Source organism: Paenibacillus sp. FW507-14B1B, from assembly GCF_058781425.1.
The window spans coordinates 469,873-485,964 of the sequence record NZ_JBYSWS010000003.1 but is presented as its reverse complement, the minus strand read 5'-3'; the positions used below and the strand labels follow the sequence as shown (position 1 = coordinate 485,964).

Here is a 16,092-nt window from a genome sequence, read left to right as displayed (position 1 = left end):
CACATGATGTACCGATTTTCTACAAGAAGAAAAATATTTACGGTGTGTAACTATATCTTTTTGCTCGTGTTATCCATAACTTGCGTGCTACCGCTATTGCATATATTAGCACTTTCATTTAGCTCAGGAGCAGCCGCATCGGCTGGTGTTGTAAAGTTCTGGCCTGTTGAATTTACCCTTTCAGCCTATATCAATATACTTGATAAACCGGAGTATTTATCCGCATTCTGGATATCGATCCAACGTGTGGTGATAGGCTCGTCTCTTCAGCTGTTTATGTCAATTACAGCGGCTTATCCACTTTCAAAAGAGTCTTCCTATTTTCGTTTTCGAACACCGTATGTATGGATCTTTGTCATAACGATGCTGCTAAGTGGAGGCTTGATTCCTTGGTTTATGACGATTAAATCAACAGGTCTGATGGATTCCATCTGGGCGCTCGTTATCCCGTCAGCTGTTCCTGTCTTTAATGTGATTCTCTTATTAAACTTTTTCCGTGGTCTACCGAAGGAAATAGACGAATCAGCACGAATAGATGGAGCAAGCCACTGGACGATATTGTGGAAAATATTCGTTCCACTCTCACTTCCAGCGTTAGCGACAATCACTTTATTTAGTATGGTTGGGCATTGGAATAGCTGGTTTGACGGATTGCTGCTGATGAATGATCCATCGAATTATCCGCTGCAATCCTTCTTGCAGACGATCATTATAAGTAAGGATCCGCGCTTCTTAAGCGCTCAGGAAGCACAGCTGCTCCAGCAATTATCGGATCGAACAAGTATAGCTGCGCAGATCTATATTGCAGCATTACCGATACTGCTTGTGTATCCGTTCCTCCAGCGTTTCTTCGTAAAGGGGATTGTTATGGGTAGCGTAAAAGAGTGATAGGCCCGTGGTGATGTAGGGAAGGAGATTGCATAACTGATATGAAACCACTTCGCCGATCTTCGACTATATTCTCACGGCTTGTCCTTGCTTTTATTGTTGTTCTTACTCCTATTTTTATCATTATGCTATCTATTATTTACAGTGGAATGGAGGATCTGCGAAGCAAGATTTCAGAATCCATATTTGACCGAAGTGCAAATACGCTCCAGGCACTTCAGGTTGAAAGTGAACGAATCTTGAAGCAGTTACCTGAATTTGTTCTAGATAAAGATGTGCTCGATCTGGCGATTAACGGCAATAGCCTGAATGATTACGAGAAGGTGATGTTGATTAAGTCTATCCAGCGTAGACTTACCTTGGTGAAGGAATCGAGTCCACTTATTTCAGAAATAAAGTTGTTCGTTCCTTCCATTGATCGGACAATTACGGACAAGAATTTCTTTACTTCCATTGATCACGCTGAGTTTGATGCGATGAGAGGCCGCAATGAATCCAAGGGAAGCTGGATGGAATGGAACGGAGATATGTGGATTCGATTTCACTATGGGGGCACTGCCTCGACAGGTCCTTTATTTCTTGTAAGTGTCCAGTTGTCTAAATCCCAGCTACATGAGAGCCTCTCAACGATCTATCCAACCTTTGATGGTCAGGCGGTCATTATGAACCCTGAAGAGGGATGGTGTATGGAATGTAGCAATGATGAAGTAGAACGGATGGATTGGCTGCAATCCTATGTACAATCCAAATCAGAATCTTCAGGTATTGAATCGGTTTCCTTTAACAAGGAGCGTTATATGGTAGCTTATCAATACTCGTCACTGATTGGAGCTCATATGGCGGTATATGTACCAGAGCAGGCCGTTCTAGGGAGCATGAAGAAATATGAAGCAAGATTATGGATGCTGCTTGCAGCTTCGCTGCTGCTAATTATTTTGTTCTCCTACTGGATCTATCGCATCCTTCATCGACCACTCAAGACATTACTCATTTCATTCCGGCAAAACTACCAAGGTCACTTGAATCCAATTCCCATGCCTACAAGAAATGATGAATTTGCCTATTTATATCAGGGATATAACTCGATGGTGGGAAGATTGGATGAACTCATACATGAGGTTTATGAGCAGAAAATCATTAGTCAACGGCATGAGTTAAAACGACTGCAATCACAGATTAATCCACATTTTCTCTATAATTGTCTGTTTGTATTGAATCAGCTGATTCTAACGGGTGATATGGAAGTGGCTTATCGCTTCTCGCTCTCCATCGGTCAGTACTTTCAGTTCATGACCAGGGACGGTGCAGATGAGATTCCATTAGAACTGGAGCTTGTTCATAGCAGGACGTATGCAGAGATTCAAGAAACTTGTTTCTTAGGTCGTGTGGAGTCCTATTTTCCTGAGGAGGTTCCGTTAAGTAAGGATTTGATTGTACCCCGTCTTATTTTACAGCCCGTACTTGAGAATGCGTACAAATATGCTTTTGGTAAAGGTCAGTCTGGTGGTGAATTGCGAATATGTGCGGATGCAGATGAAGAGTTTCTGAGGATTACAGTTGAGGATAATGGTGCAGCGCTTTCAGATGCTGATATTACTAGGTTACATGAACGCATAACATCTGTGTTGTCACACCAGGAAGACGTATCAGGCCTACAAAACGTACATAGACGTATTCAATTGAAGTTTGGAATGGATAGCGGACTATCTTTCAGTCGGTCGAGTACGGGAGGCTTGAAGGTGACACTAAGATTTCAATGGACATCATCATAATAGACAGGCGGGATATTTGATATGCATCGTATATTGGTTGTTGATGATGTTCCAATCATCGTAGAAGGATTAGCTGAATTGTTACAAGATGAGGAAACACTTGATCTAGAAATATACAAAGCTTATTCAGGCATAGAGGCCATTGAAGTGCTTAAGATGAACCGGATTGATATTGTTCTATCTGATATTAAAATGCCTCATCTAGAAGGTATAGCTTTGTTTGAGATCATTAAAGAGCAGTGGCCTAACTGCAAAGTCATCTTCTTGACTAGCTTTAACGATTTTAACTATGTGCAGAGTGCACTAAGCTTGGGGGCATTTGACTATATCCTGAAGACAGAGGAGCAGTCCAAGATTATTCGCGTTGTGTCCAAAGCGATTGAGGCGATCGAGGAGCAATTCGCATCGGAGTATTTGATTGAGAAAGCACAGCAATATATGCAGTTAGCGATTCCCTCGCTGCAAAAGCAATTTTTGCTGTCATTGCTAGAGGGTAAGGAGAAGAGTCGCGAACGAATCGAGCCTTATTTTGAAGATATGCGGATCCCTCTAAAGAGTAGATTTCCCGTTTACTTACTAGTGGCGAGAATCGACAGCTGGCGTGCCGTATCGATCAGACCTGATCAAGAATCACTTCTATATGCGGTTCAGAACATTGTTGAGGAATGTTTAGGTGAGCGGGTGTTGTTAACTGCCGTAATTTATGAGCGTTCTAAGATCGTTTGGTTCATTCAACCACGGCAGGTGCAAGATGGTCACGTCGAAGATGAAGAATGGGAGCGGGTCTTTTATTTAATAAAAGGAATGCTTGAAACGGTTCAAGACGTGTGCTCAAGCTTACTCAAACTGCCTATTTCTTTTGTGTTCGGTAATGCCGCTTGTGATTGGACAGCCATATCTGAGAGATTCGATCAACTGATTACCCTACTTGCTAAGAAGATAGGAATGCAGAGTGAAGTGCTTCTGATTGAAGGCAGTGGCAAAGAAATGATCGATAAGGTGGAGACTTCAGACAAGGTAGCAGGATTCTCGCTTCAAAGAAAAGTCAGTTTACTCGGTTACCATTTGGAAAATGGGGAAGAGCAGGCTTTTTCAGCAATTTTGGAGGAACTGCTTGCTATTATTATGGATGAGGATGTCCACGATTTCTTGAAGATGGAAGTCTATCATAGTATTTCTTCGTTGATGATGTCTTACATGAATAGGTATGAGTTAACTTCGAAGGTTATGAAACATGTTGCTCCTGATAAATTGCTGGATACAGAGACGATCATCTCGTGGACAGATTTAAGTGACTATTTTCAGGAACTGGCACAGTATATATTCCGCTGTAAAGAGAATGAATTGGATGAAAATGTACATATGATCGTGAGCAAGGTTCGCGAGTATATACAGACGAATATGGACAAGAGCATATCGTTAACCGAACTTGCGGAACAGGTTCATCTCAATCCATCCTATCTGTCACGTCTATATAAAAGCATCACAGGTTATGGAATCACAGAGTATACGGCTTCCCTCCGCAATGAGAAGGCAAAGAAGCTGCTCAAAGAAACGAATATGAAAATTCAAGATATATCGAATGCTGTCGGTTACCAGTCTGGCGTAGCTTTTATAAGATTTTTCAAAAAGTACAATGATATTACACCACAAGAGTACCGGAACGGGAATTAACCAATTCGTGATTACGGAGGGATATTCAATGATCATACATGCGGATCAATTCGGAGTGAAGTCAGGGAAGGGGCATGACAATACCTTAGCGGTAATCTTTGCGCTGGAACACTCCCGGCAGTTTGAACAAGCAGAACTTGTATTTCCGAAGGGGGAGTATCACTTTTATCCAGATCATGCTCATGAGAAGCAATTGTTTATATCCAACCACGATCAGGAGGGAGTGCGCCGAATTGCGTTTCCGATATTTCAAATGAACAACCTTACGGTGGATGGGCAGGGGTCGGAGTTTATTTTTCATGGTCCAATGATTCCGTTTGTTGTAGAGGACAGTCGTCATATTGTCGTTAAAAACATCGTTATCGATTGGGAGCAACCGATGTTTGCACAAGGGATAGTCACGCGTTCGGATGCTGATTCTTTCGATGTTCAAATGTCGCCTGATCAACCTTACAGGTTGGAACAGAATCGGATTCAATTTAAGTTTGGGAAGTGGGAACCTGTGTGGGGGATGAATGAATTTGATCCGAATACAAATGCTCCTGCCTATCAAAGTGGTGATCGATTCGGATGGGGGCGAGTGCGGGATACGCATGTAGAGGAAGTGGAACCGGGAGTTATCACATTCCATGGACTTGGCCCATATATTCCACAAGTGGGGAACATTGTAGCTCTGCGATTTGGCAGAAGGGAAAACCCGGCATTCTTTATTAACGGTGGAGCTCATATCAACCTGGGTACGGTTTGTGTACATCACGCCCCTGGGATGGGACTAATCGCACAGAAGTGCGACAGTATTCATCTGCATCGATTTGAGGTCAAGCTGCGCGAGGGGAGTGAGCGGATTGTATCAGCCACAGCGGATGCCACTCACTTCGTGTATTGCCGGGGTTTGATTAGAATTGAGCATTGTTTATTCGAGAATCAGTTGGATGATCCTTGTAATATTCATGGCATTTATGCCAAAATAACCGAGCGTTTGCGTGATGATCAACTCCTTATAGAACTGGCCCATGGTATGGCAAAAGGGATTGAGATTGCTGGAAGCGGTGACGAATTCGCTTTTGTTAGTCATGAGTCGCTACAGGCATATTCTAGTGCGAGCGTGAAAGACGTGAAGCACCTAAATAAGGATTATATGATCATCACATTTGATCAGCCGCTCTCGGATCATGTACGCATAAACGATGTGATTGAAAATCTGTCATGGACTCCTGACGTGATCATTACACATAATATCATTCGCGCGAATCGTGCACGGGGGTTATTGCTTACAACATCCGGCGATATCCTAGTGGAGCATAATAAGATTAGTGTACCTGGATCAGGAATCAAAGTATCCGGCGATGCAAATTCTTGGTTTGAGTCAGGTGCGGTTAAGCAGTTGTCTATTCGTCATAATGAGTTTATCGACTGCAACTACTGCTGTCCGGATTGGGGAAGAGCGGTTATTGATATTGACCCTGAGATTGAAAATCCCGAACAATTCGAAGGATACTACCATCGTAACATTTCGATTGAGCATAATCGGTTTGTTGCCTTTGACACGGGAATTGTCTATGGATTGTCTGTGGATGGACTCACATTCGCACATAATGTAATTGAGAACAGCGGAGCCTATGAACCACACCATGTGATGAAGTATCCAATAGAGCTAAAAGCGTGCAGGAACGTAAGCATGGAAGGCAATCATTTTGCGACAGGTAAATTAGCGGTAGCGAAGATCAATGATCAAGAGGTTGATATCTCATAAGAGGTTGGACTTGTCATTATGGATCATGCAAAGGCCCCGCTCGAAAGAGAAGGGCCTTCAACAATTAGTATTTATCGACTATAGCCCCTAAAGTAGCTCCCCTCACATAAGGTTGCCCACTTAGCACCTGAAGCTCCTTTGCCGTTCCCGTAACGACCACGCCCAGAATACGAACATCACTCGCATCCGGCTTTTCTTTATCTTTCTTCAAATAATTGTAGATTCGGTTGAAATCATAACGGTATTGACCCTTCAACTGAATACCCATTTCTAAAGCATCAAGGAATTTTTGTTCGGTTATCTCCGTTGTTGGTTCGGTTGGAGAGATTCCAAACCCATGAGCCCATGATTCTGAAAAAGGAGTAGCGTAACTTTTATTTCCGTTTCCATCGATATAAGGCTCTAAATATTTTTTATTGTCGTATGTATCCACCCAATACCAGGTCTGGGTTAGGCCGGGAGGTGTCAATTGCTTCACTTCGCTTAACGAATAACTTTTATCAAAAGAAATGGACATTTCGACGAGCTTTGCTGGATCCATCTCCTGAAGCAGGGGGAGATCATTTAGAATTTTGTCGTTATAATCGACTTCCGGAATGTAAAACATCATCTCTCGTTGTCCGTTTAATCCGTTATAACTTCGTGTATACTCATAACCGTTGTCTTGCATAGAGGCATCAGGCACTGAGACACTTTGCTTAATGCTTCCAGACAAGGAATTGAAGCTTAGGAAGGGTAAGACATTGTAACTTGTTTCTTTATTAGACCAAGGTATGACGACCCCTTCAATCACTTTAGCGGTATATATTTGCAATGTACCTGACAAAAATCCGCTGTTACCAGATTGGGCTGTTTGCACTTCATTTGGACCAGTAATCCGTTTATAAGCATATTCACTGTCCATAGTACGCTGGAAACTCGCGCCCGTTAGTTGAGTATTTCCAAGCATCAGACCAAACAGAGCGATGACAGATACCAACACTGAAATGATCGTCGTTCGTATGATTGATTTCCATTTTGCTTTCTTAATTACTTTTGAAAAATTGACCTCATCATCTTTTTTATACGATTCGTTCATTGAACTTCACTCCCATACTTTTTTTTGAACTGCTGCCTCGCTTGGTATAGCGCCGCTTTAACATGTTCCATCCGCATGCCGAGTAACTTCGCTATTTCCTTATACGGCAGCTCCAGTTCATATTTCATAATGAGAAGCTGTTTATGGAGTGGTATGAGCTGGTTCAGAACAACTTCTACTTCTTCTTTCTTTTCCTGAATCAAAAGAGAGTCTTCCGGCAACTCGGAATCTGGAATGTCCATCGTATCGATCGGAATGTTAATCCACTTTTTTCGGCGGCAGAGATCGTAATATTGGTTAATCGCTACCTTATACATCCACGCGCCAAACTTTCCGTCTTCAATCGAATCAATGTATGAGAAAGCTTTATAGACCGTCTCCTGTACGATATCCTCTGCATCAGATGGAGAAGCGCCCAGACGAATCAGATATTTCCGGATTTCATTTAGCTTGGGTTGCAACATTGTGTATAGCCTTCCGGTGTCCATGCTTCACCACCTTTCATAGGTATAACGGGTGGATATCTGAAATGTTAAGAGTAGTGTGAAAATTTTACTGAAGAAACAACGAATGCGATCGCATCGAGTTAATATCGTAGAAGGAAAGCGGGACCACAAGCCGAGAATGTAGTAAAACTCTAATATAAAGTAAAAGAACCCCCACAGCCATGAGGCTGTTGGGGGTTCCTTGTCTAACTACAATTACAAATTGTCTTCGTCACGAATATCGCCGACGATTTCTTCTAGTATATCTTCCATTGTAACGAGACCTATGGTCGCTCCATCCTCATTCGTTACAGTTGCCATGTGAACACGACTTTGCTGCATTTTAATGAGAACATCTTTAATAGATGAGTTCTGCAAAAAGCTAGGCATTTCATGAATATATTCGTTCATTCTACATTCTCGTCCCGCAGCCATACTCGTCAGCATTTCTTTGGTGTTAATGAATCCGATAAATCGATCATGTCCCTCTTCTGTGACAGGGTAACGGGTATAATCATGTGCAAAGACAACTTTCATCATCTCATCATGAGACATATCCTTTCTTAATGTAACAATCTGTTCACGCTTGATCATAATTTCTTTGAGTACTCGTTCATCAAATGCGAAAATGTTCTCCAGATAATCAAGTTCCGTTTGATTGATCTCTCCGCTCTCATAACTATGAGTCACAATGAGTCTGAGCTCCTCTTCGGAATAGACCGTCTCGTGCCCTGCAGGCTTTACACCAAACATACGTAGTAATAGTTGTGCAGAGCCATTTAGAGCATAAATGAATGGATACATGATTTTACCGAACCAATAAAGCGGTGTAGCTAGTAGTAACGTCATCTTCTCTGCAAACTGTATGGCTAGTGTCTTCGGTGCCAATTCACCGATAACGACATGCAAAAATGTAATAATAGCCAGAGCGATGGTATAGGATAGTGCGGTTGCTACAGCTGCGGGTACATTAAAATGATCAAAGATTGGGTGCAGTATCTTTTCTACTGTCGGTTCACCCAGCGCACCAAGTACAAGCGCAGTAATGGTAATACCCAGCTGACAGGCTGATAGGTAATAATCCAAATCATGAGCTACCTTTTTGGCAGTTACTGCTTTTTTATTCCCCTCAGCAATCAGTTGATCGATCCTCGACATCCGTACTTTTAATATCGCAAATTCAGCTCCGACAAAGAAAGCGGTTAGTCCAATAAATACAGCGACTAAAACTAAGTTTAACGCAATTATTCCATCCAATTCATTCCCTCAATTGAGGGATTCACCTCCAAGAAATTGTTCTTACTTTCTTTCATCAAGAGAATCCCTCTAGCTATGAGAAACATACTGAAGAATAACTTGTTTGATCTGAAAGTTATCCATCTCTGCTACAGTCCACACAAATTCTCCATGTTCAATAACATCACCGACTTCAACGGTTGTACCTTTCTGATACTGAATCCAGCCTCCAATGGTGTCCATCTCTTCATCGCCCTCAAACGTAATTTCAAACTGCTTCACCAGTTCGTTCAGGAGGACGCGGCCGTTAATCAAATACTCATGATCTCTTGTTTTCTGTATATCGGCTACTTCATCCGCATCAAATTCATCACGAATTTCGCCTACAATTTCTTCTAATATATCTTCCATGGTAAGAATACCGGATGTACCGCCATATTCATCGATCACGACGGCCATATGCACTTGTTGCTGCTGCATTTTGATCATGGCATCCTGTATCCGCGTGTTTTCAATAACATGGGGAAGTTTCCGGATGAAATCCTCCATCTTGATTTCTTTTTTAGCAACAATATAGGGAAGCATCTTTTTTACATTCACGATCCCTATAATTCGATCCTTATCAGCCGCTTCTGTGACGGGGTAACGGGAGTAATTGTATTTATCTAGAATACGGATGATTTCTGTATACTGCATATCCTTATCTAAGGTAATCAATTCTGTCCGTGGAACCATAATGTCCTTGGCAACCCGCTCATCAAAAGAAAATACATTATTCATATAAGCAAGTTTCGTTTGGTTAATCTCGCCACCTTCAAAGCTTTGATTCATAATAATTCGAAGCTCGTCTTCCGAATATGCTTGGTCATGCTCCGCAGGCTTTACCCCAAATCCCCGAAGGAGGATGCGTGATGCCCCATTCAATGCCCAAATAAATGGATACATGATCTTGCCAAACCAATACAATGGCGCAGCAAGCAGCATCGTCATTTTCTCGGCATACTGAATTGCTAGAGTCTTAGGTGCCATCTCACCCACTACGACATGTAGGAAGGTTACGAAGATAAAGGCTATAGCATATGAAGCAACAGAAGCAATCGATCCTGGTATATTTAGATAATCAAATACGGGATATAGTAAGCGTTCAACGGTTGGCTTTCCTAGAGCTCCAAGACCGAGGGCAGTAACGGTTATACCGAGTTGACAGGCTGAGAGATAGTAATCGAGATCGGTGACGACCTTCTTTGCCAAGACCGCTTTTTTATTACCTTCGGCAATGATTTGGTCGATTCGAGATACACGTATTTTAACAACAGCAAATTCGGATGCAACGAAAAAGGCAGTTAATCCAATCAAAACAACGAGCACAAATAAATTCGTAATAGTTACAATGTCCAATGACTTCCCTCGACTGAGGGGTTCACCTCCAAAGATAGTTTCATTCTAAACGATACCAATACTCTATTTAATGATAGCGGTTCTTCCTCCTCTTAGTTAAGAACTAAACCATACAGTTACGTCATGGTTGGATTGTTTCAACAATACCATAAAATCATTCCACTTCTAAATTTCCGCGTATTACAATTTTGTAAGTGAACTGTAAGCTAAAACACTAGTAAGTCATTTTAACATTTCAATAGCATCAGTTATTTAAGCGGGTTCTAAAAATGTATGCGCATTCCTATTCATGTTATAATAGTGTCTAATCGTCATCCTATTAAATATTGAGATTGTCGATTCATTCTGGGGCTGGGTCAGGAGTGTTGTGAAAATGAGGTATAATATATGGCGTCCGATCATGTTAGTCTTGGTCGCACTGATTACGAAGAGTTTTGTTACTAACCTGTGTATGTTGTTTGGTATGGCGCCTGGAGCGGCGGAGAACCTTGGATATGCGGGCATGGTGGTAGCTGCACTGATTATGTATAATCGAATTACGAAGAGTCGTCGCAAATAGAACAATTTCAGTAGAATGTACATATCGGCAAAAGAGCACCTTTATAAGGTGTTTTCTTTTTTTATAATGATTTATAAGGAAATGGAGTGATCCCTATGGCAACGATTGAGGACTTTGGAAAGTTAGATATACGCATTGGTACGGTAGTGAAAGCAGAACCTTTTCTAAAAGCACGAAAGCCTGCTCTAAAGCTGGAGATTGATTTTGGCGAACTTGGGGTAAAGCGATCCTCTGCCCAAATTACGAAAAGATATGAACCGGAGCAGCTTATTGGTGAGCAAGTGGTTGCCGTTGTGAATTTTCCAGTGCGGCGGATTGCAGGCTTTGATTCTGAGGTGTTGATTCTTGGCGGGGTTCCTGAAGAGGGGGATGTTGTGCTATTAAAACCAGGGCAGCCCGTTCCGAACGGCACACCAATTGCTTGAGGTGATTCAGATCTGGTACTGTTGTCATCTTCGTGAAATGAAACCTTTTGCCTGAATAGATTGTATTAAAGGGTAAATGTGAAATTTTGAGGAGGGATTGCATCATGGGAATTTTGTCGAGATTTAAGGACATTATGAGCGTCAATATAAATGCCTTGCTTCATAGAGAAGAGGATCCGGAGAAGACGATTCATGAATATATGCAGAATTTAAGCAGTGATTTGGGAAAGGTCAAGGCTGAGACAGCTTCCGTGATAACGGATGAGCGAAGATCGAAGAGAGCGCTGGATGAATGTATGGCGGAGATCAAGAAGCTGGAGCGTTATGCGGAGAAGTCTATGGAAGCAGGTAATGACGGGGATGCTTCGAAGTTTCTGGATCGAAAGGCGGTGCAAGCGGAGAAGCTGGGCGACTTACAAACAGCCTATGATCAGGCGGCTTCCAAAGCTGCTATGATGAAGCAAATGCAAGATAAGCTTGTATCGGATATGGCACAGCTCGAAGCACGTCATACCGAACTGAAAGGGAAGATGGCCGCTGCAAAGGCACAGCAAGCACAGAATGATCGTCATGCTAAGACGGCATTCGATGCCATGGAAGAGAAGGCTAGTCTGGCTCTCGATGAGGCACTAGCATTAGCCGAGCTTAGAGCAGGCACGAAGAAAGATGACTTGGATGACCTGATCGCACAGCTGGAGAAAGAGCAGAATGAACGATAAAGTGGGGTGAGTAGATGCCGGTTATTGAATACAAATGCCCGAACTGTGGCAGCGGCATGGTCTTTGACAGTGAGACAGGAACGTTATCTTGTCCTAGCTGCGGGAGACATGACAACATTGAGAGTATGCCCGATCCGCTTGTCACGAATGTTTTTACAGAAGATGAAGTCAGTGAATATCACTGTACCAGTTGCGGTGCTGTTATTATGACGGAAGCGGAGACAACGGCAACCTCTTGCAGCTTCTGTGGCTCAGCAGTTGTTCTGGGGGACAGACTGAAGGGGAAGCTGGCTCCGGCGAAGGTGATCCCTTTTTCGATCAGCAAGGAAGAAGCGATGAAGGCGTTCAAGAAATGGTGCAAGAATGGCCTTCTGACACCCAGTGGATTCATGACTGCGGATCGCGTGAAGGGGATTACCGGGATCTATGTACCATTCTGGTTATATGAATTACATAATAAAGTGCAGGTTCAAGGACACGGGACGAAGGTTAGAGTCTACACCCGAGGGGATTATCAGTATACGGAGACGCAGCATTACGAAATTTACCGTAAAATCCGACTCAATTATGTGAGAGTGCCAATTGATGCTTCAGAGAAAATGAATGATGAACTTATGGATAAATTAGAGCCTTTTCCATACGAACAGCTCAAAAGCTTCAAGACCCCGTATCTCGCAGGCTATATTGCGGAAAAATACAGTTATGACGAGAAGGAGTTACTCCCGCGTTCTAAAGATAAAATCAGAGGTTTTATTGAGCAATATATCTCGTCAGCGGTGACGGGCTATACGACCGTAAACTATACGAATAAGCAGATTGATACGACGGTGAAACAGGCCGAGTATGTTCTGCTTCCGGTCTGGATGGTACATTATGACTTCAACAAAACAGAGCATACCTTCGCGATGAATGGTCAGACCGGCAAGGTTGTTGGCAAGCCTCCGATTAGCAAAGCGAAGGTGGGAGGATGGTTCGCCGCAATTTCCGGCGTCTCCTTCTTGGTACTTAGGCTCATCTCTTGGATGATGGGAGGCGAATTCCTATGAGTATGAGAAGGTTCCGAGCGGTGATTGCCTTGTTGTTCTTCCTGGTTGTTTATGTTGCTGCTCCAGCGGGGATGACCGCGGCTGCAGTCGAGATGAAGCCATTGATCTTTGATAAAGCGGAGCTGCTCAGTCAGGAAGAGCGGGAAGAACTCAATGTGATGGCGAATGAATACGGGGCTAAGCGAGAAACGGACATCATCATCCTTACAGCGAAGCGTGCTCCCAATGACGACTATGAGTTAATGACGGAGAATTTCTACGATGAATACGCACCCGGATATGATAAGAAACATGGGAATGCTGTGATTCTGACACTCGTGCTAGATAGCCGAGATGTACATTTAGAAGGTTATTATAAAGCAGAGAAATATCTGGACAGTGGTAGGCTCGATAAGATACGTAACAAGATTACGCCCGCTCTATCCAGTGGCGATTACAGCCAAGCTTTTGAACAATATATTAAGACTGCCTATCGATATATGGGATTTGAGCCGGGAGTGAATCCTGACAATATCCTGTTTAACATCTGGTTTCAGCTGGGAGGAGCGGTGGTTATCGGAGGTATTGCCGTTGCGGTGATGGCTTATCGTTCCGGTGGTCGTGTGACCATCAATCGGCGTACTTATGAGGATGCAAGCACTTCGGGGATTGTGGACCGGGAAGACCGTTATATTCGAACAACGACAACGAAGCGTAAGATTGAGCGTAACTCTGGTGGAGGCGGCTCGGGTGGCAGTGGAGGCGGTGGTGTCTCCCGAGGTGGACATTCGCATAGCAGTAGCAGCGGGAAATTCTAAGGGAAGGAATGATATAGTATGGGATTCTTCAGAAATCAATTTTCGAATGTGGTGGAATGGGAAGAGTTTAGAGATGATATGATTTTTTGGAAGTGGAGCAATCGGGAGATTAAAAAAGGAAGTAAATTGATTATCCGCTCCGGTCAAGACGCGATTTTCGTGAATAATGGCAAGATCGAAGGGATATTCGAGGACGAAGGGACGTATAGCATCGACTCGGAGATCATCCCCTTCTTATCGACACTAAAAGGGTTTAAGTTTGGTTTTAACAGTGGGATGCGGGTGGAAGTCTTGTTCGTCAACACGAAGGAATTCACCGTTCGGTGGGGAACGCAAAATCCGATTCTAATCCCTACACCACAACTTCCGGGCGGGATGCCGATTCGTGCGAACGGTACATTCAATTTCAAAGTGACGGATTACGTTACGCTGATTGATAAGATTGCTGGGATGAAGGAGAGTTATCTGGTCGAGGATGTGAAGATTCGGATTACCTCAGTGCTCGATCAGCTGTTGATGAAGTGGATTAGCCGGGAAGGTAAGGATATGTTCAACTTGCAGGCGAATGCATCGGATATCGCTAGAGGTATCCAAGAAGATTTGGATATGCAAGTGATGGATAACGGGATGACCATTACAGGCTTCCAGGTTATGAGCTTCAATTATCCGAAAGAAATCCAAGACATGATCACGAAGACAGCTTCCCACGAAATGATCGGTAATCTGCAGAAGTATCAGCAGGTAAGTATGACGGACGGCATTGCATCCGGTAAGGTGCAGGGCGGCGGTGCTGCTTCGGATATGGCGGGCATGATGATGGGTATGAACATGGCGAACGAGATGATGAAGAACATGAATCAAGGTCAGAATCAGGGACAGAAACCTGCCGCTGAGACTCAGCCATCGGCACCTGCTCCTTCCGCTTCTGAGGGTAAGAAGCCGAACTTCTGTCCGAACTGTGGTGCGAAGAACGAAGGCGCTGCTAATTTCTGCCCGAATTGTGGTCAGAAATTGGGTTAGGCCTGAGAGATCTAACTAGAGAGATGGAATAACGAGAATGGATATACCATGCAATCCACAACCGTAGGAGGTTGTGGATTTTTGCTCTGAGCCTGAGTGGCGCGACGGGCAATGTTTTTATTCGGAATTAAGTACCTTGCAGCGGCTTGATATTGCTCAAAAGTGGGAAGCGTGGCAGAAGCAGAATGGGTAGCGTGAGGAAGGGGAGGAGGCCTCCGATAATCACAAGGAAGGAAGTTGTGGTAGCATGACTCAAGGTGTAACTGGAACAATTGGCGGACAGACAATCCGCTATATGTTAGAAATCAATGGAGTATGCAAACTATCCGGATACAGAAGCTGTTATTTTGCTCAAAACACCCTATATTCAACTGTTTAAAGGTAATAACGGCTCCTGTGTCCGCTAACGCTCTCAAAGAGAAAATATTAGCGAAATAACGGAACGTCAGTCCGCCAAATGCCTTGCGCAGCATTTATGTTTACACGAACCAAAATTAATTAGTGACTAACTAAATGAAAGATGCTATACTATATATAAGAGGTATGACACACTTTACTTAATACCAATACAAAACATAATGATAGGGGATTTTAATTAAATGAATATTCTAGTTGTAAAAGCAAATAACCGCCCAGCTTCCGAAGCTGTATCGAGCAAAATGTACGAAACTTTCATGGAAGAATTGAAAGGTCTTAACGTAACTACTTACGATGTATATGAAGAAGATATGCCTTACTTCGGTCAAGATCTGTTCAACGCATTTGGTAAAGTACAAAGCGGCGCAGAATTGACAGATGTAGAAGGACGTATTTTGGCTGCTAAACAGAAAGCTATGGATGCTCTTACAGCAGCAGATGTTGTTGTATTCGCATTCCCACTGTGGAACCTGACTATTCCTGCGAAACTTCAAACATTCATCGACTATGTGTATCAAGCTGGATTCACATTCAGATATAATGAGCAAGGCCAACTGGTTAGCATGATGAACGATAAGAAAGCTATCTTCCTGTCTGCTCGCGGCGGAATTTACTCCACTCCTGAAGCAGCTCCACTAGAAATGGCTGTAAACTACATGCGTAATGTTGTAGGTGGCGTATTCGGTATGGAAATCATCAACGAAGTGGTGATCGAAGGTCACAACGCATTCCCAGAGCGTAAAGATGAAATCATTAACGATGGTATGGAAAAAGTTAAAGAAGCTGCAGCTGCCCTTGCTAAACAACTTGCTTAATTAATCTCTT

Annotated in this window: 15 protein-coding genes; 11 read left to right on the top strand and 4 right to left on the bottom strand. The window is 43.2% G+C overall.

Going from position 1 to position 16,092, the window contains the following annotated elements; all coding sequences use genetic code 11:
* The first annotated feature begins 3 nt into the window (after positions 1-3).
* Genes AC3WJJ_RS17855 through AC3WJJ_RS17840 form a run of 4 tightly spaced genes read left to right on the top strand, consistent with a single transcriptional unit; the run spans position 4 to position 6,087 of the window.
* Entirely contained in the window at positions 4-888 is an 885-nt protein-coding gene (locus AC3WJJ_RS17855) for a carbohydrate ABC transporter permease (protein WP_492542777.1), read from the top strand.
* Between the two features lie 41 nt (positions 889-929).
* On the top strand, positions 930-2,660 hold the full coding sequence (locus AC3WJJ_RS17850) for a sensor histidine kinase (protein ID WP_492542775.1): 1,731 nt from the start codon (positions 930-932) through the stop codon (positions 2,658-2,660).
* A gap of 21 nt (positions 2,661-2,681) precedes the next feature.
* Entirely contained in the window at positions 2,682-4,334 is a 1,653-nt protein-coding gene (locus AC3WJJ_RS17845) for a response regulator transcription factor (protein ID WP_492542773.1), read from the top strand.
* Positions 4,335-4,362: 28 nt separating this feature from the next.
* Positions 4,363-6,087 (top strand): alpha-1,3-galactosidase-related protein, encoded by a 1,725-nt coding sequence (locus tag AC3WJJ_RS17840; RefSeq protein ID WP_492542771.1) that lies wholly within the window; start codon positions 4,363-4,365, stop codon positions 6,085-6,087.
* Positions 6,088-6,151: 64 nt separating this feature from the next.
* Here the strand turns inward: AC3WJJ_RS17840 and AC3WJJ_RS17835 are convergent, their stop codons facing one another.
* The 4 genes from AC3WJJ_RS17835 to AC3WJJ_RS17820 all read right to left on the bottom strand — a co-directional run bounded on the left by AC3WJJ_RS17835 (position 6,152) and on the right by AC3WJJ_RS17820 (position 10,284).
* Complete coding sequence (locus AC3WJJ_RS17835; RefSeq protein WP_492542769.1) at positions 6,152-7,165, bottom strand: anti-sigma factor; 1,014 nt, start codon at positions 7,163-7,165, stop codon at positions 6,152-6,154.
* Positions 7,162-7,653, bottom strand: a complete 492-nt coding sequence (locus AC3WJJ_RS17830) for an RNA polymerase sigma factor (RefSeq protein WP_492542767.1) — start codon at positions 7,651-7,653, stop codon at positions 7,162-7,164. The genes AC3WJJ_RS17835 and AC3WJJ_RS17830 overlap by 4 nt, the downstream gene beginning before the upstream one ends.
* A gap of 213 nt (positions 7,654-7,866) precedes the next feature.
* Entirely contained in the window at positions 7,867-8,907 is a 1,041-nt protein-coding gene (locus AC3WJJ_RS17825; RefSeq protein ID WP_492542765.1) for a hemolysin family protein, read from the bottom strand.
* A 69-nt stretch (positions 8,908-8,976) separates the two neighbouring features.
* On the bottom strand, positions 8,977-10,284 hold the full coding sequence (locus AC3WJJ_RS17820; RefSeq protein ID WP_492542763.1) for a hemolysin family protein: 1,308 nt from the start codon (positions 10,282-10,284) through the stop codon (positions 8,977-8,979).
* Positions 10,285-10,657: 373 nt separating this feature from the next.
* On the opposite strand from AC3WJJ_RS17820, the gene AC3WJJ_RS17815 reads away from it, so the two are divergent.
* From AC3WJJ_RS17815 to AC3WJJ_RS17785, 7 genes are all read left to right on the top strand, one after another.
* A complete protein-coding gene (locus AC3WJJ_RS17815) occupies positions 10,658-10,843 on the top strand; it encodes a hypothetical protein (RefSeq protein WP_422659353.1) in 186 nt (61 codons plus the stop codon).
* Between the two features lie 95 nt (positions 10,844-10,938).
* Entirely contained in the window at positions 10,939-11,268 is a 330-nt protein-coding gene (gene csaA / locus AC3WJJ_RS17810) for a chaperone CsaA (RefSeq protein WP_492542761.1), read from the top strand.
* A 104-nt stretch (positions 11,269-11,372) separates the two neighbouring features.
* On the top strand, positions 11,373-11,987 hold the full coding sequence (locus AC3WJJ_RS17805) for a PspA/IM30 family protein (protein WP_492542759.1): 615 nt from the start codon (positions 11,373-11,375) through the stop codon (positions 11,985-11,987).
* Positions 11,988-12,001: 14 nt separating this feature from the next.
* Positions 12,002-13,033, top strand: coding sequence for a TFIIB-type zinc ribbon-containing protein (locus AC3WJJ_RS17800; RefSeq protein WP_492542757.1), 1,032 nt, complete (start codon positions 12,002-12,004; stop codon positions 13,031-13,033).
* A gap of 2 nt (positions 13,034-13,035) precedes the next feature.
* Positions 13,036-13,830: a TPM domain-containing protein gene (locus tag AC3WJJ_RS17795; protein WP_492543091.1), complete on the top strand. Its 795-nt coding sequence runs from the start codon at positions 13,036-13,038 to the stop codon at positions 13,828-13,830.
* An 18-nt stretch (positions 13,831-13,848) separates the two neighbouring features.
* On the top strand, positions 13,849-14,850 hold the full coding sequence (locus AC3WJJ_RS17790) for an SPFH domain-containing protein (protein WP_492542756.1): 1,002 nt from the start codon (positions 13,849-13,851) through the stop codon (positions 14,848-14,850).
* Between the two features lie 599 nt (positions 14,851-15,449).
* The gene (locus AC3WJJ_RS17785) at positions 15,450-16,082 is read left to right on the top strand and encodes an FMN-dependent NADH-azoreductase (protein ID WP_492542754.1); all 633 of its coding nucleotides are present in this window, start codon (positions 15,450-15,452) and stop codon (positions 16,080-16,082) included.
* Positions 16,083-16,092 lie beyond the last annotated feature (10 nt).